Origin of the sequence: Mycobacterium sp., assembly GCF_002863225.1 — a bacterium.
Taxonomy (GTDB): domain Bacteria; phylum Actinomycetota; class Actinomycetes; order Mycobacteriales; family Mycobacteriaceae; genus Mycobacterium.
Map to the genome: position 1 here is coordinate 78,253 of NZ_PKEK01000025.1, position 19,643 is coordinate 97,895.

Here is a 19,643-nt window from a genome sequence, read left to right on the forward strand (position 1 = left end):
CTTCACGCTCGGCGCCGAACGTGACGTTCGTTTCACGCTCGGCGAGGCTCCGGGGTTACGCCGCCAGCGGGTTGTAGTCGGTGGTGCGCTGACGGGCCGGACGACCGATACCCTCGGCGATCGCCATCAGCTCCGCGACGGTCTTGGCCGACCCGAACTCCGAGCCGGCCATCCGCGAGATGGTCTCCTCCATCAGCGTGCCACCCAAATCGTTGGCCCCGCCGTTGAGCATCACCTGCGTGCGCTCGACACCGAGCTTGACCCAGCTGGTCTGGATGTGAGAAATGCGGCCGTGCAACATGATCCGTGCCAGCGCGTGTACCGCGCGGTTGTCGCGGTGGCTGGGTCCCGGGCGAGCGGCACCGGCGAGATACAGCGGCGAATTCTGGTGCACGAACGGCAGCGGCACGAACTCGGTGAATCCGCCGGTGCGGTCCTGGATGCCGCGCAACACGTTCAGATGCCCGACCCAGTGCCGCGGGTCGTCGACGTGGCCGTACATCATCGTCGACGACGAACGCAGACCCACTTCGTGCGCGGTGGTCACCACGTCGATCCACATCGAGGTGGGCAGCTTGCCCTTGGTCAGCACCCAGCGGACTTCGTCGTCGAGGATCTCGGCGGCCGTGCCCGGGATGGAGTCCAGGCCGGCCTCACGCAGGCTGGTCAGCCACTCGCGAATACTCAAGCCGCTCTTGGTCACTCCGTTGGCGATCTCCATCGGCGAGAACGCGTGCACATGCATCGACGGGACCCGCGCCTTCACCGCGCGAACCAGGTCGGCGTAACCGGTGACCGGCAACTCGGGGTCGATTCCGCCCTGCATGCAGACCTCGGTGGCGCCGGCCACGTGTGCTTCCCAGGCCCGCTGGGCCACCTCGTCAGCCGACAGCGAGAAGGCGTCGGCGTCATCCTTGCGCTGCGCGAAGGCGCAGAACCGGCAGCCGGTGTAGCAGATGTTGGTGAAGTTGATGTTGCGGTTCACCACGAAGGTCACGTCGTCGCCGACGGCGTCGCGGCGCAACGAATCCGCCAGTGCGGCAACCGCATCCAGTGCAGGTCCGTCCGCGGTCGCCAAGGCGAGGTATTCGGCGTCGGTGCAGGCGGCCGGGTTGCGCTCGGCGGAGCGCAGCGCGGCGAGCACGTCGGCGGCAAGACGCTTGGGCGCTGCGGCGCCCTGAGCGGCCAGGTCGTGCACCTTGGCGCGAATCGACTCCCAGTCACCGAACGCGCTGTCCAGGTCGCTCCGGGTCTCGGTGTTGCGGCCTTCGGTGTCGATCGCCGAGTTGAGGTCGATCCGGCCCGCGGACGCGACGTCGTCGGGCTCCTGCCACGGCATCCCCACCGGGTTGACGTCGCGGGCCAGCCCGGTGACCGGATCGGCAAGTGCCACAACATGACCGCGCACCCGCGGATCGATCCACGCCGCGCCGGCCTGTACATATTTCGGCTGCGCGGTCAGTCGCTCGACCAAGTCGTATCCGGCCGCCGCGGTGACCTCGGCGAGCTTGTCGAGCGCGGGCCAGGGACGTTCGGGATTGACGTGGTCGGGAGTCAGCGGCGATACGCCACCCCAGTCGTCCACACCCGCACCGATCAGGGCAACGCACTCCTGCTCCGAGACCAGATTCGGCGGCGCCTGGATCCGCATCGCCGGCCCGAGGACCAGTCGCGACACTGCGATGGTGGCCAGGAAGTCGTCGATACCGGCATCGGGTGTCGAGGCCATCGCGGTGTGTTGCTTGGCTCGGAAGTTCTGCACGATCACTTCTTGGACGTGACCGAACTCCTTGTGCGACTTACGAATTGCATGCAATGTCTCGGCGCGCTCGAGCAGTGTCTCGCCGATGCCGACCAGCAGGCCGGTGGTGAACGGTATGGAAAGCCGGCCCGCGTCGGTCAGCGTGCGCAGCCGAACCTCGGGGTCTTTGTCCGGACTGCCATAGTGCGCAAGGCCTTTGGTCTCGAACAACCGCCGCGACGTCGTCTCCAACATCATCCCCATCGACGGGGCCACCGGCTTCAGCCGCGACAGCTCCGACCAGCTCATCACGCCGGGGTTCAGGTGCGGCAGCAGCCCAGTTTCCTCCAGCACCCGGATGGCCATCGCGCGCAAGTAGGACAGCGTCGAGTCGTAGCCCCGCTCGTCGAGCCATTCCCGCGCCTCCGGCCAGCGGTCTTCGGGGCGATCACCGAGGGTGAACAGCGCCTCTTTGCAACCGAGTTCGGCGCCGCGACGGGCGATGTCGAGAATCTCGTCGGGTTCGAGGTACATGCCGGCGCCCCGGGCGCGCAGTTTCCCGGGCACCGTGACGAATGTGCAGTAGTGGCAGGAATCCCGGCACAGGTGGGTGACCGGGATGAAGACCTTGCGGGAGTAGCTGACCGGCAGCCGCCCGTTGCCGCCGCGACGACCGGCCGACTCCAGCCCGGCGTCACGCACCCGCGCGGCGCTGCGACACAGGTCGGCGAGATCGTCGCCGCGGGCGGTCAGCGCGACCGCCGCCTCGTCGACGTTCAGGGCCACCCCGTCGCGGGCCCGCCGCAGCACCCTGCGCATCGCAGATCCGCCAGGTAGAGGGGGGGCCGACGGGCTGGGCAGCAGGGTCGGCTCTTGGCCCGGAGTCAACGGCACGTTTGTGTAACTTCCGGCAATGCACATTTCATCCGCACGTCCCCAACTATCCGCGACCCGACGCGTGCCATGAGCGACAACAGTAGCCTCCAGCCGTGCGTCAAGGAGTCCCTGCCCTCAGCGGGCGGGCCGGCGCCGCAGCAGCAACCAGAAGGGCGGCAACAAACCCGCCCCCAGCAGCAACAATGGGCTGTAGGCCAGTACTCCGCGGCCGGCGAAGATGACGTCGCCGCCTGGACCGGGCAGGCACATCACCAACACTGCCAGCAGCCAGGTCCACAACGGCAGCGCGGCCAGGCGGATCGAGTCGGTGCACTGAACGGCGGCCCACACCAAACCGGCGTTGAGCAGGCCACTGACCAGCGCGCTGACCGGAAATGGAACCGAACCGATGTAGGACGGTAGAAGAAGGGCGCCGACCACCGCCGAAACAATCCCGTCGACCGCCAACAGGGCCAGCACGACGATGCGAAAGGCGATCAGGTCGGGATGCTGTCCAATTGCGAAACGATGGACATGACCGTCCACTGGAAGTTGTCCAGGCGGTCCTGCCAGTGCTGCTGGTTGTAGTCCAGGTCCGGGTCCATTCCGGCAGCTTACCGCGAGGCCGACTCGGCGAGGTCTACTCCGGCGAGCAGGTCGGTCTCCCAGCCGTGCTCGTTCCGGTCGCCGGCGGAGCCACTCGCCAGGATGTAGTGCTCCTGCCCCACGATCGGCAGCGCGATGTTGTTCGACAACGCCAGACTGCGCCCGGTGGGCCCCACGGTGAGCTGGGTGGCGTGCGCCCGCAACGCGGCGATCTTCGCCGGTAGAGCATCCGGGTCGTCGATCACGGCGTCGATCTCGTCGTCGGGATAGCCCAGCCCGCCGAAGTCGCCGTCCGGTGGCGGGACGATCCATTCGTCGCGCAGATCGCCGGGGCCCAGCGCGTCCCAGCCCGCGACGAATGCGCTGCGGGCGATGACTGTCCAGTAGAACTTCGGCACCGACCAGGGCTGCCCGGGATGGTCGTCACCGCTGTCGGCAGCGGCCACCGCAGCGGCCGTGACCACGTGTGCCTGGATGTGGTCGGGGTGGCCGTAACCGCCGTTGGGGTCGTAGGTCACCACGACGTGCGGGCGCATCTCGCGGATGATCGCGACCAGCGCGCCGACGGCCTCGCGCTGGTCGGCGTCGCTGAACCGCTGCCGACCGCGCGCCTCGCTGCCGACCATGCCCGAATCACGCCACCGGCCCGGGCCGCCGAGGTAGACCGGGCCCTCGAGGCCGAGCTCCCGCAGCGCGGCGGTCAGCTCGCCGATCCGGTAGCCGCCGAGCTGGTCGGCGTGATCCACGGCCAGTTGCGCCCACTGGTCGCCGATGACCTCGCCCTCCTCGCCGAGCGTGCACGTGACGACCCGCACCTGCGCTCCGCGCGCGACGTAGTGGGCGATCGTGACACCGTTGGTGATGGTCTCGTCGTCGGGATGGGCATGCACGAACAGCAGCCGCGGAGTCTGGAGCATGGCACGCACCCTACTCGCGCGCTGCGCGGCAAAGGATTTCGCGATCGAAACTTCTGAGCTGCGAAAACAGTGGGTTGACCGGCAAAGGCCGGTCCAGGCGAAAGGCACGACGCTGGCTACTATCTTGAGATGGGACAGCAGACGGTGCCGGCCGGGGCAATAGTCCGCACCCGCCGTAGAGGCAAGCAGCTCGAGGATGCCCTCTACGATGCGACGCTGGCTGAGTTGGCGGCCGTCGGCTACGGCGGTCTGACCATGGAAGGCATTGCCGCGCGGGCGCGGACCGGCAAGGCCGCGCTGTATCGGCGGTGGTCCAGCAAGCACGACCTGGTGCAGGCGGCCCTGCTGTACGCGCTACCGCCGCTGCCCGAGCCGCGGGCGGACCGATCGGCGCGGGAGAATTTGCTGGCCGTTCTCAACGCGCACTGCGATGTGGTGTCCGGCAAGACCGCGTTTCCCGGCTTGGGCAGCCTGCAACAACTGCTGCACGAGCCGGAGTTGCGGGCGATCTTCACCGACGCGGTGGTCGCACCCCGGCTGCGGATCACCGAATCGATCCTGCAGGCCGGTGCGGACAACGGTGAAATCGACGCCGACACGATGACGCCGTACACCGCCCGGGTGGGGACCGCGCTGGTCAACCAGCAGATGTTGCTGACCGGCGCGCCGCCGAACAAGCGGCAGTTGGCCCAGATCGTCGATACCGTGCTGCCGCATTCGACCTGATTGCCGGTGTAACGCAAGCTGCTGCGCGAATGGCCCGAGATGCCGAAGGCGGGCCGCCCCCTGGTCGGTCCGCCTTCCGCGTCCCGGCTGGTGGCTGAACCGTTGCGTCGAACAGTACCTGAGGGCTTTCTTAACGACCGAGGTTCACGACGATTGCCCGACAGATGAAACGGCATTGCGGGGCTGGTCCAGGGCTTATTGCGCCGTCTTCACCCATTGTCCGGCGTCGCCGACGATCCCGACCGGAACCGCACCGGACAGGCTGACGTTCTGCACGCTCGGGCCGGCCCCGACGATCGTGGTGTCCTGCAGGATCGGCAGAACCGTGGCCATCTCCCAGAGTCGCGGCTCAGCCGCGTTCACCACGTCGTTGATGTCCCTGGTGCCGGCCAGCGCGGCGTCGATGTCGGCCTGGATGCTGTGGTCGCAGATTCCGGTCAGGTTCGACGGCGCCTGCACCAGCGCGCCGGGGTCCTGTGCGTGCGAGGGTGGTGTCGAGGTGGCCGCGGTCGGTGTCGTCGCGGGGGCGGGCTTGCCGGCGGTCGCCGAGGACGATGTCGACGCCGCGGCGGTGGACACCGCGGTGGCCTCCAGCGCCGGGCAGCCGAAGCGGGATGCCAGCAGCGTCGCCAGGTTGCCGCCGGCCTCGCTCCAGCCGACCAGGGCGTCGACCCGGTTGTTGACCAGCGCCTCGCGGTAGAGCGCGACCGGGTCGAGCGCCAGCACAGTCGCTCCGATGCCGACGTTGCGCAACTGGTCGGCGGCGGTGTTCGCCACGGCCTGCGAGGTCGGGTCGTTGGCGGCGACGCCGATCACCAGCGTCAGCTCTTTGCCGTCCTTGGTCACGTGGCCGCGGCTGTTCTCCGGCGTCGCGTTGTCGCTGTCGATCTGGTAGCCCGCCGACTCCAGCAGACCCAGCGCCGCGGTGCGGGTCAGCGCCGGCGGCGCCGTCGGCACGTACCCGGGATCGCTGGGCGACCGGATCTGCGCCTGGTCCAGGCTGACGGTGTTGTCGCTGCCGGCCCCGACCGCGGCGAGCAGGTCGACGTCGAGCAGCCCCAGGATCGCCTTGCGCACCTGCCCGTCGGCCAGTTTCGCCACGTTGGCCCGCAGTGTCAGCTGCATGGCCCGCGGCGTCATGATCCGGGCGGTCCGCACGTCCGGGATCGCCGACAGCTGCGCGAAAGCCGCTGAGCCGCCGTGGACCTGGGCCACCTGGGTGTCGCCGTTGCGGACCGAGTCGGCCAGCGCGGCGGGCGCGCCGGCCCGGCGGAACAACACCAGATCCGGTTTGGCGGGCGGTCCCCAGTAGCGGTCGTTACGGGCCAGGAGGAGCTCGTCGCGCTGGGGGTCGATCGACTCGACCCGGAACTGGCCGCCGGTCACCGGGAGGGCCCGGGCCAGCCCGGCCGGGAAGCCGCCCGGTACGTCCTTGACGATGTGCGCCGGCAGGATGTTGTTGAACAGTTCGCGCCAGGCCGGGTAGGGCCGGGCGAAGGTGACGACGGCCTGCTTGCCGCCGTCGATCGACTGCACCCCGGTGATCAGGTCATAACCGGCCGGGTCGACCACGCCGGGCTGACCGACCATCTGACGCCACAGGTACCAGAAGTCGTCGGCCGCGATCGGGGCGTTGTCGGTCCACTGCGCCTCCGGCCGGATCTTGTAGGTGACCGTGAACGGGTTCTCGTTGGTCACCTCGGCCGACTTGAGCAGCGTCGGGTCCATCTCCCAGCGGGATCCCGTCGGCGTGTTCGGGTCGGCCACCGGGCGGAAGGCGCTGGGCAGCACCAGAGCGCTCACAGCGGCGTTGACGGCCGAAAGATCGGACAGCAGATGGGGATTGAAGCCGGCGCCGATCGAGTCGATGCCCATGATGATCTGCGTCCTGCGCTGCGGCGGAGGGGCTGTGCTGCGCGCGGTCGCGGTGCTCTGCGGCGCAGGGGGCGGACTGACGGCGCAACCGCCGATTGCCAACAGCGAAACCAGCATGCCGGCGGTCGCGCGGACGCGGCGGACTCGGTTCGGCACGCCCCACAGGGTATCGGCAAGCATTCCGGTGGCTCCCCAGGTCTATTCGCCGCGAGCGTCACGCCACGGCGAGATCTCGGTTGATTTCTCGCCGCGACGTTCCGTTCGCGGGCCGTCAGCAGCCGTCAGCCGCGCTCTCGGGGCCGACTCCTCAGCGCGGCTCGTACTTCGCCGCTTGATCGTCGTCAGCCGGGCTCTCGGGGCCGACTCCTCAGCGCGGCTCGTACCTCGCCGCTTGATCGTCGTCAGCCGCGCGCCTTGGCCCGGGCCTTCGCCCGCGCGCGCAGGGTCGCGGTCAGCTCGACCTTGCGCACCCGGACCACCTCCGGCGTCACCTCCACGCACTCGTCCTCGGCGCAGAACTCCATCGCCTGCTCGAGGCCGAGATCCATCGGACGGGCCAGGGTCTCCATCACGTCCGCGGTCGACGACCGCATGTTGGTCAGCTTCTTCTCCCGCGTCACGTTGACGTCCAGGTCCTCGGCACGCGGGTTGATGCCCACCACCTGGCCCTCGTAGGTGTCCTCGCCGGGCTCGACGAAGAACTGCCCACGGTCGGCGAGCTGGATCATGGCGAACGGCGTGATCGACCCGCTGCGATCGGACACCAGCGACCCGGTGTGCCGTGCCTTGATCTCACCCGCCCACGGCCGGTAGCCGTCGAACACCGCGTTGGCGATGCCGGTGCCCCGGGTCAGCGTCAGGAAGTCGGTGCGAAAGCCGATCAGGCCACGGCTCGGCACGATGAAGTCCATCCGGACCCAGCCGGCGGCGTGGTTGGCCATCTCCTCCATGCGCCCCTTGCGGGCGGCCATCAACTGAGTGATCGCGCCGACGAACTCGTCCGGACAGTCGATGGTCATCGCCTCGAACGGCTCGTGCAGCCTGCCGTCGATCGTCTGGGTGACCACCTGTGGCTTGCCGACGGTGAGCTCGAAGCCCTCGCGGCGCATCTGTTCGACGAGCACGGCCAGCGCCAGCTCACCACGGCCCTGGACCTCCCAGGCATCGGGCCGGTCGATGTCGACGACCTTGATCGACACGTTGCCGACCAGCTCGGAATCCAGGCGCGACTTGACCATTCGCGCGGTGAGCTTGTGCCCGGACACCTTGCCGGCCAGCGGCGAGGTGTTGGTGCCGATCGTCACCGAAATGGCGGGCTCGTCGACCGTGATGCGCGGCAGCGCGTGCGCATGCTCGACGTCGGCGAGCGTGTCGCCGATCATGATCTCCGGAATGCCGGCCACCGCGACGATGTCGCCGGCAATGGCCTGTTCGGTCGGTGTGCGTTCGACGCCTTCGGTGACGAGCAGTTCGGTGATCTTGGCGTTGGTGATCACGGGGTGGCCGTCCACCTCGCGCATCCAGGCCACCTGCTGGCCCTTCTTGATCCGGCCCTTGTAAATGCGGATCAGCGCGAGTCGGCCGAGGAACGCCGACGCGTCGAGGTTGGTCACCAGCGCCTGCAACGGCGCCTCGGGGTCGCCCTGGGGCGGTGGGATGTGCTCGAGCAGCACGTCGAACAGCGGGTCGAGGTTCTCGCCGTCCGGGTTCTCGCCGTTGGCCGGTTCGGAGGTGCTGGCGATACCGGCCCGGCCCGAGGCGTACAGCGTCGGCAGGCCGAGCGCTTTCTCGGCGGCATCCTGCGCTTCGGCGTCGAGGTCCGAGGCGACGTCGAGCAGCAGGTCATGGCTTTCGGACACCACCTCGGCGATGCGGGCGTCCGGCCGGTCGGTCTTGTTCACCACGAGGATCACCGGGAGATGGGCGGCCAGTGCCTTGCGCAGCACGAAACGGGTCTGCGGCAGTGGGCCTTCGGAGGCGTCGACCAGCAGCAGCACGCCGTCGACCATCGACAGGCCGCGCTCGACCTCGCCGCCGAAGTCGGCGTGCCCCGGGGTGTCGATCACGTTGATGACGGTCATCGAGCCGTCTGCGTGCCGGCGGTGCACGGCGGTGTTCTTCGCCAGGATCGTGATGCCCTTTTCCTTCTCCAGGTCACCGGAGTCCATCAGGCGCTCGATGGCGTCGTCCCCGCGATGGGTCAGGGCGCCGGATTGCCGGAGCATTGCGTCGACCAGGGTCGTCTTGCCGTGATCGACGTGAGCGACGATGGCGACGTTTCGGAAATCCACGTCGTGAATTGTCGCAGCGGAGGACACCAATCGCGAAAACGCGACCTGTATACAAGAGGTCACGTGAAGTTCGAAAAGTACGCGACGGCAAAGCCGAAGAAAAAGTGCTGCCGTTCCAAGCCACGCTGCAAGCGCTGCCCGCTGGTGTTGCACAAGGTGCAGAAGGCGGAGCGCAGCGGTGTCGACGGCAAGGAATTGCAGAAGGTGTTCAAGCGCGCCCGAAAGGCGTGACGAGCTGGGGTTTTGGCGGCCCCGAAACAAGCAGCCCCGGTTACCGTCGCCGGGCCGCGCCGGGCGGTCGGCAGTGCGCCTGAGGGGCTCGGCGCTCTAGCACCGGCCCGGCGACACCGGAACAGGCTTGGCGCAGACCAGGCGTCTGCCTGCAGGGCGCGTCACGCGACCGGCAGGCGTGGGTGTGCCGCAAGTCACCCCGAGAGCCGGACTGCCGGTCCATCCGCCGGCATCCCGGATCCCAAAGTGTAGGAAAAACCCTTATTGATCGGCCGGCGATGCTCACACATGATTGCTATCTGACGCTCAGCTTTTTCTAAGCTGATCACATCGCCGCCGAAGGATTCCCATGTCGAGGTCTCTCCGTCGCACGCTGCTCGCCCTGACCACCACCGCCGGCGGGTTACTCGCCGCGGTGTCGTCGTCGGCCCTCGCCAGCGCCGATGAGTGGACGATCAGTCCAGGGGACTTTCCAGCGCAGATCATCTCGGAAGCCGGAATGCCGCCGCTGTATCAGGACGTACTCGAACAGGGCACATTCCTTCTGGTAGACCGGCCCGGGGCGGAAGACTACGTAGCGGCTTATGTCCCTGGTTTGCTGAGCTCCACCAACATGGACGGCATAACCAACGAGGATTTTGTGGCCAGTGGCCCGGGAAGTCTCAATGGTGACATCGTCGTTCCCAGCCACTCGGTGATCGACATAACGACGGTCGGCAATTTCGAGAACATCTACGTCGACCTTCCCGGACTCGGAACGAACGGCGCGAACGAGATCACCGACACGCTGGTCACTCCGTTCGGAAATATCAACGTTCCCACCGCATTTGACGCCGCCGCCTTCGGCAGCACCTCGCTTCCCGAAGCGGTATCCGCAGAGGCCGCCGCGGCTTCTCCAGCTGCCGACATACCGTTCCTTGCCGGGGACCCCGGTTTCAGCGTCGCACCCGACCCGGAAGACGGCCCGTGGGAGATCACCTCGACCACCGGGCTGGCGCCCTTCTATACGACGGTCGAGGAGCAGGGCAGCTTCGTCGTCAACCAGGGCGCAGTCTTCGGGAACGCCAGCTACTTCTCCGACATGTTCGGGGACCACAACGTGCTGTTCGACCGGGTCTACAACGGCGACGTGGCGCAAGTCATCGACCAATTCAACTTCGGCTCGTCGGGCTTTGAGAACGTCTACAGCGATGTCGTCGGCGGGGCACCTGACGGCAGTAACGCGATCACCGACACGTTCGTAACGCCGTTCGGTGACTTCAGCATTCCGACCCTGTACGACGCCGCCGCCGTCTTCGATGCCGGCAACTTCGCACCGGCGGCGGCAACCGACTGGGTCTCCGCGCTGGACGCCGACTGGTCCACGCTTGTCACCGACTTCGGAGCGCTGTTCTAAAGCGCCTCAGGGGTATTCGAGCAACATCAGCACGGACGGCCTGGCCGGGAAGTCGGCGAGGTTGAATCCGTAGTACCGCCGCTGGTTGGCGGTGATCTGCTCGACCACCCGGCCGTGGGCCTCGATGTGGTTGTCACGGACCTTCTTCAGCACACCGACCAGGTCGGGTACTGACAGCGACTCCGCGAGAAGCAGTGCATCACCGCCGTTTTCGAGTTGCACCAGAACACCGGCACCGGAGAAATTGGTGCCGCCCCGTCCACCGCCACCCCTGGGCCACCACACCGGCTGGCCGGCGAGCGTGCCGCGCAGTCGGAAGTACTGGCCGTCGTGGCCGGTCCCGTCGTCGGCTGTCAGCACCGGCAGCCGATCGATGGTGCGCAGTTCGTCCCACCACATGTACGCGATCGGGATGCCGCCGATCGCGTAGATCATGATCAGCAGCATCAGCACGGGCTTCCACGCGACCTCCCACCCGAGTCGTTGCTGCGACATCTTAAGGTCGGTGGCCTGCACCGCGAGTTCTGCTCTGCCCCAACGGAATACATACCACGACAACAACCGGGCCAGCGCTATCAGCGCCAGCAGGCACAGCCCGACGGTTCCGGCGACGCGGAAGTAGAAGGAATTGCCACCGTGGTTCTCGGTGGCCCAGAGCATGACCACCGGGATCGGGGCGGTGAGCAGACCCAGCAGAATGTAGGACGGGTGGCTGGTCAGGTAGGTGTACTGCACCGACCACGCCTGGTTGCCCCCGTAGACCGTGGCATCGCCGATGTCGGCCCGGACGGTAGGTGTCCAGGTGTCCGTCTTGACCCGCGGGCGGATCAGGCTCTTGAAGAAGAAGAACCCGAACACCACCCCGACCGCCAACGCCGCCCAGTCGCCGCCGTCGAGCGACTCGCCAGTGCCGGGCACCCCCCACGCGCCGCGGGCGTCGATGATCGAGGAGATGAAGAACATCACCGGCATCACGAAGAACAGCTCGATGAGCCACATCTGGACGAGCTGAGGGATGCGCGAACCGATGCGGTCGAACGCGAGAATGCCCTGCCAGATGAACCGCAGCACCCTCATGGACCCGACACGATAATCTGCGTCGGCCGCTCATGGGTGCGACTTCGACTCGCTCTAAAGCGAACTCAGAAGCTGCATCAGCGTCGGCAGGAAGGCCCGGTCGGCGGGCACCCAGTCGACGTCGTGCAGTTCATTGGCCGACACCCAGCGCAGCGCGGCGTGATCGTGCGGTTGTGGTTCGCCGGAAACGAGCGAGGCCGCATACGCCCGCAACGTCATTGTCTCGCTGAGCTCGACGTCGCCGAGCTGCGGGCCGACCACGACGTCGACACCGAGTTCCTCGGCGAGTTCGCGGGCCAGCGCCTCCGGCTCGGTCTCCCCTGCTGCCACCTTGCCACCAGGCAGCTCCCATCGACCGGCCACTCCGGGCGGCCGAACACGCTGCGCGATCAGCAGCTTCGAGTCCACGACGATCGCTCCGGCGACCACGATCTGGTTGACCATCGCGGCCGACGGTATACGGTCGAAAGATGGCTGTGTTATCGGATGACCAAGTAGATGCCGCACTGCCGGAGCTCAACGGGTGGGAACGCAAGGACGGCGCGCTGCGCAGGTCGGTCGAATTTCCGGCATTTTTGGCCGGAATCGAAGCTGTTCGCCGGGTGGCCGAGCGCGCCGAGGAGAAAGATCATCATCCCGACATCGACATCCGTTGGCGGACGGTGACTTTCGCGCTGGTGACGCACTCCGACGGAGGCATCACCGAGAAGGACTTGGCGCTGGCACACGACATCGACGCGATTATCGCGGAGTAGCCGAACGCTTCCTGCTGGCCGCGACCCAGCCCAGGGTGGCCAGGGTTGCGACGATGTAGACCAGCCCGCCCCAGGCCTGGTACCACGGACGGCCGTTCTGCCAGATGCTCGGCTGCGCGAAACTCAGCAGCCAGGGCACCCCGACGACGAGTAACACCAACCAGGTCCAGCCGAGAATCCGCGCGCCGCGGCGCTCCGACAGCGGACCGTGAAGAAGCCATATCATCAAGGGCACCAGCCACACCCAGTGATGTGTCCAGGAAATCGGCGAGAGCAGCAAGCCGAACAGTTCGACGATCAGCAGCCGTCCGAGCCGGTCCGGCCGATCCGGGTCGACGTTCATCGCCCGCCACGCCAGCACGGAAAGTATTGCCGTGATGGCGATTCCGATCAACACGGCCGGGTTGTAGCCCGAGTCGTGACCGTAGATCCGGCAGATCGCGCCGCGCCACGACTGGTTGAAGATCGTGCAGATCGGCCCGACTCGATCGGTCTTGCGGATCAAATCGGTGAAGTAGTAGCGGGTTTGGTCGCCGACCACCAACGCCGACAACGCAATCGTGGCCAGGAAGACGACACCGGAGAACACCGCGGTCCCCCACCGCCGGGCCCCGACGAAATACAGTCCCCCGATCGCCGGTGTCAGTTTCACCCCCGCCGCCGTCCCCAGCAACAGGCCGGACAACCACCAGCGGGCGCTGAACACCGCGGCCAAGGTGGCCAGCGCCAACACGACATTGATCTGCCCGTAGTCGAATGTGCTGCGGAGCGGTTCGAGCCAGATCGCGATGCCCGTCCACAACATCGCCAGCCGGTGCCCCTCGCCGGCGGCGACACCCAGTAGCCGCTGGCTGATCCGCACCACCCCGTACAGCGCGGCCATTGTGCCGATGGTCCAACAGAACGCCACCACGCCGAACGGCAGGAAGTGCAGCGGATAGAAGACCACCGCGGCAAACGGCGGGTAGGTGAACGGCAGCGGGAAGTCCGGCGTCTGGTCGGCGTAGACGTAGCGGTAGAGGTCACCCGGATGGTCGATCATGGCTGATCCGCCGACGTAGACGTGCAGGTCGACGAAGTTGGCCCCGTTGGGCACCAGATATGTCCAGGCCAGCCGGGCCAGGACGCTCACGATCAGAATCAGCGGCCCGACCGTCTCGACGGAGAGCGCGGGGCGGCGGCGGGGGATTGCCGCCGGAGCGGCCGAGGTGGTGTCGATCTGCACGACTCTATCGCCGGGCCCGACACGCAGGGCCGTCCCGCTATCAGCTCGCTCGGTAACCGGGACCGCTCGGTTCAATAACGGTCGCATAAATGCCACACGTGTCACTCGAGTCACACGAGTTTTAGGCGGATCGTCTGCGGCGAGGACTTGTCATCGAGATTCAGGGAGAGTCATGTCAACTGTTCGGACCTTCGTACGAGCCACCGCCGTTGTGGCGGGCTCGTCGGCAGCGTTGCTCCTGGGGGGCTTGATGGGCACCGCCCACGCCGACCCGGCTCCGGTGCCGGCACCCGACATCAGCCAGCAGCTCGTCGGCACCGCGGCCGCCGCGCCGCAGCTGCTGCAGAGCGTCGCCGGCGCACTGGGTGGCCAGCCGGCCACGCCACCGCCCCTGGCCAGCGCCGCGATCAAGATGCCGCAGACGCCTGCCGCCGCCACCCCGGGCGCCGGCTCGTCGCTGCTGCCCGGCCTGGCGTCACCGGCTCCGGCCGCGACGTCCACCTCCGGCCTGGGCATTCCCGGTCTGACCACTCCGGCTCCCGCCGCGACGTCCACCTCCGGCCTGGGCATTCCCGGTCTGACCACTCCGGCTCCCGCGGCGACGACGACACCGGGACTCAGCCTTCCGGGCCTGACTCCGGCTCCGGCCGCTGCCGCGCCCGCGTCCCCGGCTGGGATGCTGCCGCAGGCCCAGCTGAACCTGCCGCAGATTCCGGGGATGCCGTTCCCGCTGCCGCAGCAGGTCTCGCTGCCCGGTGACCTGACCTCGCTGATCGGCGGCGGATCGCCGTTCAGCAGTGGGCTCGCGTCGGCGGCCAGCCTGCCCGCGGCTGCCGCACCCGCGGCAACCCTGCCGTTGACGGCGGCGCCGGCAACACTGCCGCTGGCGACCGCACCTGTGCTGCCCGCGACGGCCGGCGCGTCGCTGTTCCCGGTTTCCGCCCTGCCCTGACCGAGCGACCGGCCGGCTAGCGCCCCTGTGCGCTAGCCGGCCACCACAAACTTCGACGACCGGGAGGACACCATGTACATCGCACGAAACCTGATCAGCGCCTTCGCCACCGCGGCCATCACAGCCAGCGCCACCGTGGCCCTGTCCCCCACCGCGGCCGCCGACCCGGCGCCGCCCGCCCCGGCTCCCGCCCAACAGATTCCGGGCATGCCCGCGCTGCCCGCGCTGACGGAGTTCAGCCCGATCATCCAGCAGGCCGCCGGCAACCCCGAGCAGGCCACCCAGCTGCTGATGGCCGCGGCGCAGGCGTTCGCCAAGAGCCCGTCAGCGTCCGAAGATTCGAAAAACGTTGCGGCGTCGGTGAATCAATTCGTCCAGGCACCGGATGCCCCGGCCACCAACCACGTGGCCCCGCCCGGAGTGGAGCCCGGCGCCCAGGCACACCTGCCGACCGGTATCGATCCGGTGCACGCGGCCGGCCCCGAGGCTGCTGCCGCTCCGGCTCCGGCTCCGGCTAACGCAGTTCCGGTGGCGGCGGCGACACCGCCCGGCGCGCCCGCCCCCGCGGCGGTTCCGGCTCCCGCGCCGGAGGCGGCCGTCGCGCCGCCCGCACCCGGTGCCGCGGCGCCGAACTACAGCCCGGACGCGCCCCCGACGCAGGATTTCATGTATCCCTCGATCGGCAACGGTTGCTCGAAGGACGGGGGCAGCGTGCTCGCACCTGTGCTGTCGGTAGCCGGGCCGGCCACGATTCCGGCCCCGGGCCCGAAAGCCGGTCAGACGTCGTACGTCTTCACTGCATTGGGTACACCGGGACCGGCCGACGTGCAGAAGCTGCCGCTGAATCTGACCTGGGTGAACCTGACCACCGGCAAGTCGGGCAGCGCCACGCTCAAGCCGCAGGCCGACATCAACCCGCAGGGTCCGACCACGCTGACCGCCACGGTCGACACCGGGTCGGGCAGCATCATGTCGACGATCTTCGGCCAGGTCACCACCAAGGAAAAGCAGTGCCAGTTCATGCCGACCATCGGCTCGACGGTGGTGCCCTGATCCCACGAACGGCTACCGGCGCGAGCGTGCACAGTTGGACGCGATGCGCCGCGTGTCGCAGTGCAGACACGCACGCTCGCGCTGGGGCAGAGGCCTAGTAAGCCATGCCGGGCTATCGCTTCATGGCTAGTAAGCCATGCCGTGCTATCGCTTCATGGCTAGTAAGCCATGCCGTGCTATCGCTTCATGGCTAGTAAGCCATGAAGAGGATCGCATCCCGGTCGTACTCCAGACCGGGATGCGCGCTGGCCAGGTGCTCCTGAGTCAGATCGACCAGTTCGTCTTCGTCTTTGCCGGTGATCGCCTCGCCACACGGACAGTTCAGATGCGTCTTCACTATGTCGCCTTCCCTGTAGACGCCTTTTTGGCTGCCTTCATCTGCTTCTTGTAGGAACGGACTTTCTCCAGCGAGCCCGCGTCGGCGATGTCGGCGACCGACACATGCGTGCCGGACTTTCCGAATTCGCCTGCGGCGGCGCGCCAGCCTTTGGGGGTTACCGCGTACTGCTTGCCGAGCAACGCCAGAAAGATCTGCGCCTTCTGCTCACCGAACCCGGGCAGGCCCTTGAGCCGTCGCAGCAGTTCCGGCCCGTCGGGCTCGCCGGCGGTCCACAGCCCGGCGGCGTCGCCGTCATAGCGGTCGACGATGATCTGCGCCAACGTCTGGATCCGCTTGGCCATCGACCCTGGAAACCGGTGTATCGCAGGCTTTTCCGCGCACAGGGCGGCGAACTTGTCCGGGTTGTAGTCAGCGATCTCGGCCGCGCCGAGTCCGCCCATCCGTTCGGCGATCTTCATCGGCCCGCGAAACGCCGTTTCGAAGGGAACCTGCTGGTCCAGAACCATGCCGATCAGCAGCGCGAGCGGATCGTCGGCCAGCAATCGATCGGCGTCGGTGTCCTGTGCGAGGCACAGCTTGATCGTCAACGGTCAACACCAGGAGTAGAGGCCGGCACCATGATCGAGATCCTAGACCCGCCCCACGCAAGACCCGTGCCACCCCGACCACGGGCCGATCCTGCCGAAAGCTGCCCGCCAGGAGATACCGTGGCGGCATGCCCAGCGCCACTGTTCGCACCGGCCGCAATCTGAGAAACCTTGCCGCGTTCACCGGACTGTCCTGTGTCGTGATCGGGATCTATCACTTCGCGCTCGGCGTGTCCTCGGTCCCTGGCGCGACGGACGCCAATGCGACGGTCGATTCGCGCGAGCGGTTCTACTCCGCCTATTTCGCCGGCTACGGCCTGGCCTGGTTGGCCGCCGCCCGCAGATCGCCCATCCGCGCCACCGACATCAGCCTACTGGCCGGGCTGATGTTGGTCAGCGCCGTCGGGCGAGTGATCTCGCTGGTGAGCAACGGCCGGCCGCACTGGTTTCAGGAAGTGCTGACGGCGGTCGAAATCGCCGTTCCAGCAGCCTTTTTCGGCCTCGCGAAGGCAGACGCCCGGGATGCAGAAGAGCGCCTCGCAGGCTAGCCACTCTTGCGGCGAAACTCCCGGTGGTTGCCGGCCGCGCCGTGCGCTCGGGTCCCTTTGCCGCCGCCACCGTCCCGGTGTTCGGCTCCGCCCGACGACTTCGCGTTCTTGCGCTCGAGCGCCTCGCGGAATTTGCGCTTGTTGTCGTCTTCAGGTGCGGACGACGACTCGGCCCCCGACTTCGATCCAGCCATGGTCCGCAGCCTAGCGCAGGCCCGGCGGCATTCCGTAGATGTGCGAAACGGGCAGCGTCAGCACGACGCGACGGTCGGTGACCATCGCCTGGCGGTAGTCGTCCCAGTCCGGGTGTTCACCGGCGATGTTGCGATACAAGGCAATCAGCGCCTCGACGGTGTCGTCGCCCGGCGCCGCCGCGGGCGGGGTCAACGTGGCGGTGCCCTCGGCGACGGCGTAGGACCAGCCGTCGTCGGAGCTGACGAGCAGCGACGCCCGCGGATCGCGGCGCAGGTTGCGGGTCTTGGCCCGAGGCTCGGTGACCGAAACCTGGATCGCGACATTGCGGACGTCGAAGTAGTAGGAGACGTTGGACAACTGCGGGCGTCCGTCCCGTTTGAGCGTTGCGAGCACGCCGAGCGAATTGTCCGCGATCACGGCCAGCAGCTTGTCGTCGAACACATGGCGGCCCATGCGATGAGCCTACGGGGCGACCCGATCGCGTCGCTACCATCGCATTCATGACCCGGTACGCGGCTTTTCTGCGGGGCGTCAACGTCGGCGGTGTCAACCTGAAGATGGCCGACGTGGCTGCCGCGTTGACCGACGCCGGGCTCGCCGAAGTCCGGACGATCCTGGCCACCGGCAACGTCACGCTGGACTCGGCAGACGGCGTCGACGCGGTTCGTGTCACGGCCGAGCAAGCGCTGCGAAAGGCGTTCGGCTACGACGCGTGGGTGCTGGTCTATCCGGTCACCAAGCTGAAGTCGATCGTCGACGGCTACCCGTTCGAAGCCGAGGTCGACGGCTACCAGTCCTACGTCACTTTCGTCAGCGACGCCGACGTGCTCGACGAGCTCTCGGGCCTGACCGGGGACGCGGGCGTTGACGAGAAGATCAAGCGTGGCCCGAAGTCCGCGGGCGTGATCTATTGGCAAGTCGCCAAGAACAAGACACTGGACAGCACCATCGGCAAGACGATGGGCAAGAAGAAGTACAAGTCCTCGACCACCACTCGCAACCTGCGCACGCTGGCGAAAGTCCTGGCCGCTCAGTCGTCGGCGTAGGCCTCCAAATATCGCAGCGCGTCGGCCTTTCCAAGCCCCAGTCCGCGCGCGACGTCGAGGAAGGCGCCCGCCGCGCCCGCCATCGCGGTGTCAGCCGGATCTGCGCGAGCGACGAAAGTGCCGAAGCGACCCCGGGTTTCGACGATGCCTGCCGTCTCCAGTTCGCGATACGCGCGGGCGACGGTGTTGACGGCCAGACCCAGTTCGCCGGCCATCACCCGGACGGTCGGGAGCCGCGTGCCGGGCGCCAGTGTGCCCGCCCGGATCGCCTCGATGATCTGGGTGCGGAGCTGATCGAACAGCGGTCGGTCCGCCTGCCCGTCGACCCGCAGCCAATCGCCCAATTCCACCCGATCAGTATCCCGCAACCCCACCTCATCGCGCTGCGCCAGCTGCAGCGTCACCGGGCTCAATCCACAGCCCGCTCCTCCTCATCGCGCACCGCGCTCTGCATCGTCGCCGGGCTATCGTAGAAGCGTGCGAATCACGGTGCTGTCCGGCGCGGGAATCTCCGCGGAGAGCGGCGTGCCGACATTCCGCGACGACAAGAACGGCCTGTGGGCCGAGTTCGATCCCTACGAGTTGTCCAGCGTGCAGGGTTGGGAGCGTAATCCCGAACGGGTCTGGGGCTGGTACCTGTGGCGGCATTACCTGGTCGGCACCGTCGAGCCCAATGCCGGTCACCGCGCCGTCGCCGCCTGGCAGGACCACGCCGAGGTCAGCGTCGTCACGCAAAACGTCGACGATCTGCACGAGCGGGCGGGCAGCTCCACGGTGCACCACCTGCACGGCAGCCTGTTCGAATTCCGTTGCGCCACATGCGGCTTGCCCTACAGCGGCGTCCTGCCCGAAATGACCGAGCCCACACTGGAAGTCGAGCCGCCGGTGTGTGTCTGCGGGGGATTGATCAGGCCCGACATCGTCTGGTTCGGCGAGGCACTGCCCCAGGGACCCTGGCAGCACGCCGTGGAGGCGACCACCACGGCGGACGTGCTGATCGTGGTGGGCACCTCGAGCATCGTCTATCCGGCGGCGAGTCTGCCCGAGGCGGCACTGGCCCGCGGGGTCGTCGTCGTCGAAGTCAATCCCGAGCCCACGCCGCTGTCCGACAGCGCCACAATCACGGTGCGCGAATCAGCCAGCACGGCACTTCCGACGCTGCTGCAGCGACTGCCCGCCCTGCTGAACTAGGCCTGGCCGAACCAG

Annotated in this window: 22 protein-coding genes; 9 read left to right on the forward strand and 13 right to left on the reverse strand. The window is 67.7% G+C overall.

Translation table 11 applies throughout. From position 1 onward, the window contains the following. Positions 1–55: 55 nt before the first annotated feature. The 3 genes from CYU59_RS06025 to mshB form a co-directional block, all read right to left on the reverse strand. Positions 56–2,635 carry a bifunctional FO biosynthesis protein CofGH gene (locus CYU59_RS06025; protein ID WP_292980311.1) on the reverse strand — a complete coding sequence of 860 codons (2,580 nt, stop codon included), beginning with the start codon at positions 2,633–2,635 and terminating at the stop codon, positions 56–58. Between the two features lie 117 nt (positions 2,636–2,752). After that, positions 2,753–3,136 carry a hypothetical protein gene (locus CYU59_RS06030; protein ID WP_292980465.1) on the reverse strand — a complete coding sequence of 128 codons (384 nt, stop codon included), beginning with the start codon at positions 3,134–3,136 and terminating at the stop codon, positions 2,753–2,755. 95 nt (positions 3,137–3,231) lie between these two features. Then, positions 3,232–4,140 (reverse strand): N-acetyl-1-D-myo-inositol-2-amino-2-deoxy-alpha-D-glucopyranoside deacetylase, encoded by a 909-nt coding sequence (mshB, locus tag CYU59_RS06035; protein ID WP_292980313.1) that lies wholly within the window; start codon positions 4,138–4,140, stop codon positions 3,232–3,234. Between the two features lie 129 nt (positions 4,141–4,269). Between mshB and CYU59_RS06040 the strand changes: the two genes are divergently transcribed. After that, complete coding sequence (locus CYU59_RS06040) at positions 4,270–4,866, forward strand: TetR/AcrR family transcriptional regulator (RefSeq protein ID WP_292980316.1); 597 nt, start codon at positions 4,270–4,272, stop codon at positions 4,864–4,866. 195 nt (positions 4,867–5,061) lie between these two features. Here CYU59_RS06040 and CYU59_RS06045 read toward each other — a convergent pair whose 3' ends face one another. Both CYU59_RS06045 and typA read right to left on the reverse strand, forming a co-directional pair. Then, the gene (locus CYU59_RS06045) at positions 5,062–6,921 is read right to left on the reverse strand and encodes an ABC transporter family substrate-binding protein (protein WP_292980319.1); all 1,860 of its coding nucleotides are present in this window, start codon (positions 6,919–6,921) and stop codon (positions 5,062–5,064) included. Between the two features lie 221 nt (positions 6,922–7,142). Beyond that, positions 7,143–9,032, reverse strand: a complete 1,890-nt coding sequence (typA, locus tag CYU59_RS06050) for a translational GTPase TypA (protein WP_292980321.1) — start codon at positions 9,030–9,032, stop codon at positions 7,143–7,145. Positions 9,033–9,095: 63 nt separating this feature from the next. On the opposite strand from typA, the gene CYU59_RS06055 reads away from it, so the two are divergent. Both CYU59_RS06055 and CYU59_RS06060 read left to right on the forward strand, forming a co-directional pair. Further along, positions 9,096–9,263, forward strand: coding sequence for a hypothetical protein (locus CYU59_RS06055; protein WP_292980323.1), 168 nt, complete (start codon positions 9,096–9,098; stop codon positions 9,261–9,263). Positions 9,264–9,612: 349 nt separating this feature from the next. Beyond that, positions 9,613–10,659 (forward strand): hypothetical protein, encoded by a 1,047-nt coding sequence (locus tag CYU59_RS06060; RefSeq protein ID WP_292980326.1) that lies wholly within the window; start codon positions 9,613–9,615, stop codon positions 10,657–10,659. Between the two features lie 6 nt (positions 10,660–10,665). Here CYU59_RS06060 and CYU59_RS06065 read toward each other — a convergent pair whose 3' ends face one another. Both CYU59_RS06065 and CYU59_RS06070 read right to left on the reverse strand, forming a co-directional pair. Next, positions 10,666–11,736 carry a hypothetical protein gene (locus CYU59_RS06065; protein WP_292980328.1) on the reverse strand — a complete coding sequence of 357 codons (1,071 nt, stop codon included), beginning with the start codon at positions 11,734–11,736 and terminating at the stop codon, positions 10,666–10,668. A gap of 54 nt (positions 11,737–11,790) precedes the next feature. Continuing rightward, positions 11,791–12,180 carry a (deoxy)nucleoside triphosphate pyrophosphohydrolase gene (locus tag CYU59_RS06070; protein ID WP_292980331.1) on the reverse strand — a complete coding sequence of 130 codons (390 nt, stop codon included), beginning with the start codon at positions 12,178–12,180 and terminating at the stop codon, positions 11,791–11,793. Positions 12,181–12,206: 26 nt separating this feature from the next. Between CYU59_RS06070 and CYU59_RS06075 the strand changes: the two genes are divergently transcribed. Continuing rightward, complete coding sequence (locus CYU59_RS06075) at positions 12,207–12,491, forward strand: 4a-hydroxytetrahydrobiopterin dehydratase (protein ID WP_292980334.1); 285 nt, start codon at positions 12,207–12,209, stop codon at positions 12,489–12,491. On the opposite strand, the gene CYU59_RS06080 is transcribed toward CYU59_RS06075, so the two are convergent. Further along, complete coding sequence (locus CYU59_RS06080; RefSeq protein WP_292980468.1) at positions 12,478–13,743, reverse strand: mannosyltransferase; 1,266 nt, start codon at positions 13,741–13,743, stop codon at positions 12,478–12,480. The two genes, CYU59_RS06075 and CYU59_RS06080, sit on opposite strands and share 14 nt — an antisense overlap. Positions 13,744–13,888: 145 nt before the next feature. Here CYU59_RS06080 and CYU59_RS06085 point away from each other — a divergent pair, with 145 nt between their 5' ends. Both CYU59_RS06085 and CYU59_RS06090 read left to right on the forward strand, forming a co-directional pair. Then, entirely contained in the window at positions 13,889–14,668 is a 780-nt protein-coding gene (locus CYU59_RS06085; RefSeq protein ID WP_292980337.1) for a hypothetical protein, read from the forward strand. 72 nt (positions 14,669–14,740) lie between these two features. Beyond that, positions 14,741–15,721: a hypothetical protein gene (locus CYU59_RS06090; RefSeq protein ID WP_292980340.1), complete on the forward strand. Its 981-nt coding sequence runs from the start codon at positions 14,741–14,743 to the stop codon at positions 15,719–15,721. 190 nt (positions 15,722–15,911) lie between these two features. On the opposite strand, the gene CYU59_RS06095 is transcribed toward CYU59_RS06090, so the two are convergent. Together CYU59_RS06095 and CYU59_RS06100 are read right to left on the reverse strand one after the other, a co-directional pair. Next, positions 15,912–16,058, reverse strand: coding sequence for a DUF1059 domain-containing protein (locus tag CYU59_RS06095; protein WP_285190709.1), 147 nt, complete (start codon positions 16,056–16,058; stop codon positions 15,912–15,914). Next, on the reverse strand, positions 16,058–16,642 hold the full coding sequence (locus CYU59_RS06100) for an HhH-GPD-type base excision DNA repair protein (protein WP_292980471.1): 585 nt from the start codon (positions 16,640–16,642) through the stop codon (positions 16,058–16,060). Before CYU59_RS06100 ends, CYU59_RS06095 begins: the two co-directional genes overlap by 1 nt. 134 nt (positions 16,643–16,776) lie before the next feature. Here CYU59_RS06100 and CYU59_RS06105 point away from each other — a divergent pair, with 134 nt between their 5' ends. Further along, positions 16,777–17,196: a DUF4345 domain-containing protein gene (locus tag CYU59_RS06105; protein WP_292980349.1), complete on the forward strand. Its 420-nt coding sequence runs from the start codon at positions 16,777–16,779 to the stop codon at positions 17,194–17,196. On the opposite strand, the gene CYU59_RS06110 is transcribed toward CYU59_RS06105, so the two are convergent. Next, on the reverse strand, positions 17,193–17,390 hold the full coding sequence (locus CYU59_RS06110; RefSeq protein ID WP_292980352.1) for a DUF5302 domain-containing protein: 198 nt from the start codon (positions 17,388–17,390) through the stop codon (positions 17,193–17,195). The two genes, CYU59_RS06105 and CYU59_RS06110, sit on opposite strands and share 4 nt — an antisense overlap. Before the next feature lie 10 nt (positions 17,391–17,400). Then, the gene (locus CYU59_RS06115) at positions 17,401–17,844 is read right to left on the reverse strand and encodes a PPOX class F420-dependent oxidoreductase (RefSeq protein WP_292980355.1); all 444 of its coding nucleotides are present in this window, start codon (positions 17,842–17,844) and stop codon (positions 17,401–17,403) included. A gap of 47 nt (positions 17,845–17,891) precedes the next feature. On the opposite strand from CYU59_RS06115, the gene CYU59_RS06120 reads away from it, so the two are divergent. Beyond that, positions 17,892–18,437, forward strand: a complete 546-nt coding sequence (locus tag CYU59_RS06120) for a DUF1697 domain-containing protein (RefSeq protein WP_292980358.1) — start codon at positions 17,892–17,894, stop codon at positions 18,435–18,437. Here CYU59_RS06120 and CYU59_RS06125 read toward each other — a convergent pair. Continuing rightward, the gene (locus tag CYU59_RS06125) at positions 18,422–18,787 is read right to left on the reverse strand and encodes a GntR family transcriptional regulator (RefSeq protein ID WP_292980472.1); all 366 of its coding nucleotides are present in this window, start codon (positions 18,785–18,787) and stop codon (positions 18,422–18,424) included. The genes CYU59_RS06120 and CYU59_RS06125 overlap by 16 nt on opposite strands. A 127-nt stretch (positions 18,788–18,914) precedes the next feature. Between CYU59_RS06125 and CYU59_RS06130 the strand changes: the two genes are divergently transcribed. Further along, a complete protein-coding gene (locus tag CYU59_RS06130; protein WP_292980361.1) occupies positions 18,915–19,628 on the forward strand; it encodes an NAD-dependent deacylase in 714 nt (237 codons plus the stop codon). Positions 19,629–19,643 lie beyond the last annotated feature (15 nt).

Excerpts from the sequence above, each read along its gene's own strand:
- CYU59_RS06120 (WP_292980358.1), top strand. The coding sequence starts at position 17,892 with ATGACCCGGTACGCGGCTTTTCTGCGGGGCGTCAACGTCGGCGGTGTC.
- CYU59_RS06090 (WP_292980340.1), top strand. The coding sequence starts at position 14,741 with ATGTACATCGCACGAAACCTGATCAGCGCCTTCGCCACCGCGGCCATC.
- mshB (WP_292980313.1), bottom strand. The coding sequence starts at position 4,140 with ATGCTCCAGACTCCGCGGCTGCTGTTCGTGCATGCCCATCCCGACGAC.
- CYU59_RS06060 (WP_292980326.1), top strand. The coding sequence starts at position 9,613 with ATGTCGAGGTCTCTCCGTCGCACGCTGCTCGCCCTGACCACCACCGCC.
- CYU59_RS06115 (WP_292980355.1), bottom strand. The coding sequence starts at position 17,844 with ATGGGCCGCCATGTGTTCGACGACAAGCTGCTGGCCGTGATCGCGGAC.
- CYU59_RS06105 (WP_292980349.1), top strand. The coding sequence starts at position 16,777 with ATGCCCAGCGCCACTGTTCGCACCGGCCGCAATCTGAGAAACCTTGCC.
- CYU59_RS06110 (WP_292980352.1), bottom strand. The coding sequence starts at position 17,390 with ATGGCTGGATCGAAGTCGGGGGCCGAGTCGTCGTCCGCACCTGAAGAC.
- CYU59_RS06040 (WP_292980316.1), top strand. The coding sequence starts at position 4,270 with ATGGGACAGCAGACGGTGCCGGCCGGGGCAATAGTCCGCACCCGCCGT.
- CYU59_RS06070 (WP_292980331.1), bottom strand. The coding sequence starts at position 12,180 with ATGGTCAACCAGATCGTGGTCGCCGGAGCGATCGTCGTGGACTCGAAG.
- CYU59_RS06045 (WP_292980319.1), bottom strand. The coding sequence starts at position 6,921 with ATGCTTGCCGATACCCTGTGGGGCGTGCCGAACCGAGTCCGCCGCGTC.
- CYU59_RS06075 (WP_292980334.1), top strand. The coding sequence starts at position 12,207 with ATGGCTGTGTTATCGGATGACCAAGTAGATGCCGCACTGCCGGAGCTC.
- CYU59_RS06065 (WP_292980328.1), bottom strand. The coding sequence starts at position 11,736 with ATGAGGGTGCTGCGGTTCATCTGGCAGGGCATTCTCGCGTTCGACCGC.
- CYU59_RS06085 (WP_292980337.1), top strand. The coding sequence starts at position 13,889 with ATGTCAACTGTTCGGACCTTCGTACGAGCCACCGCCGTTGTGGCGGGC.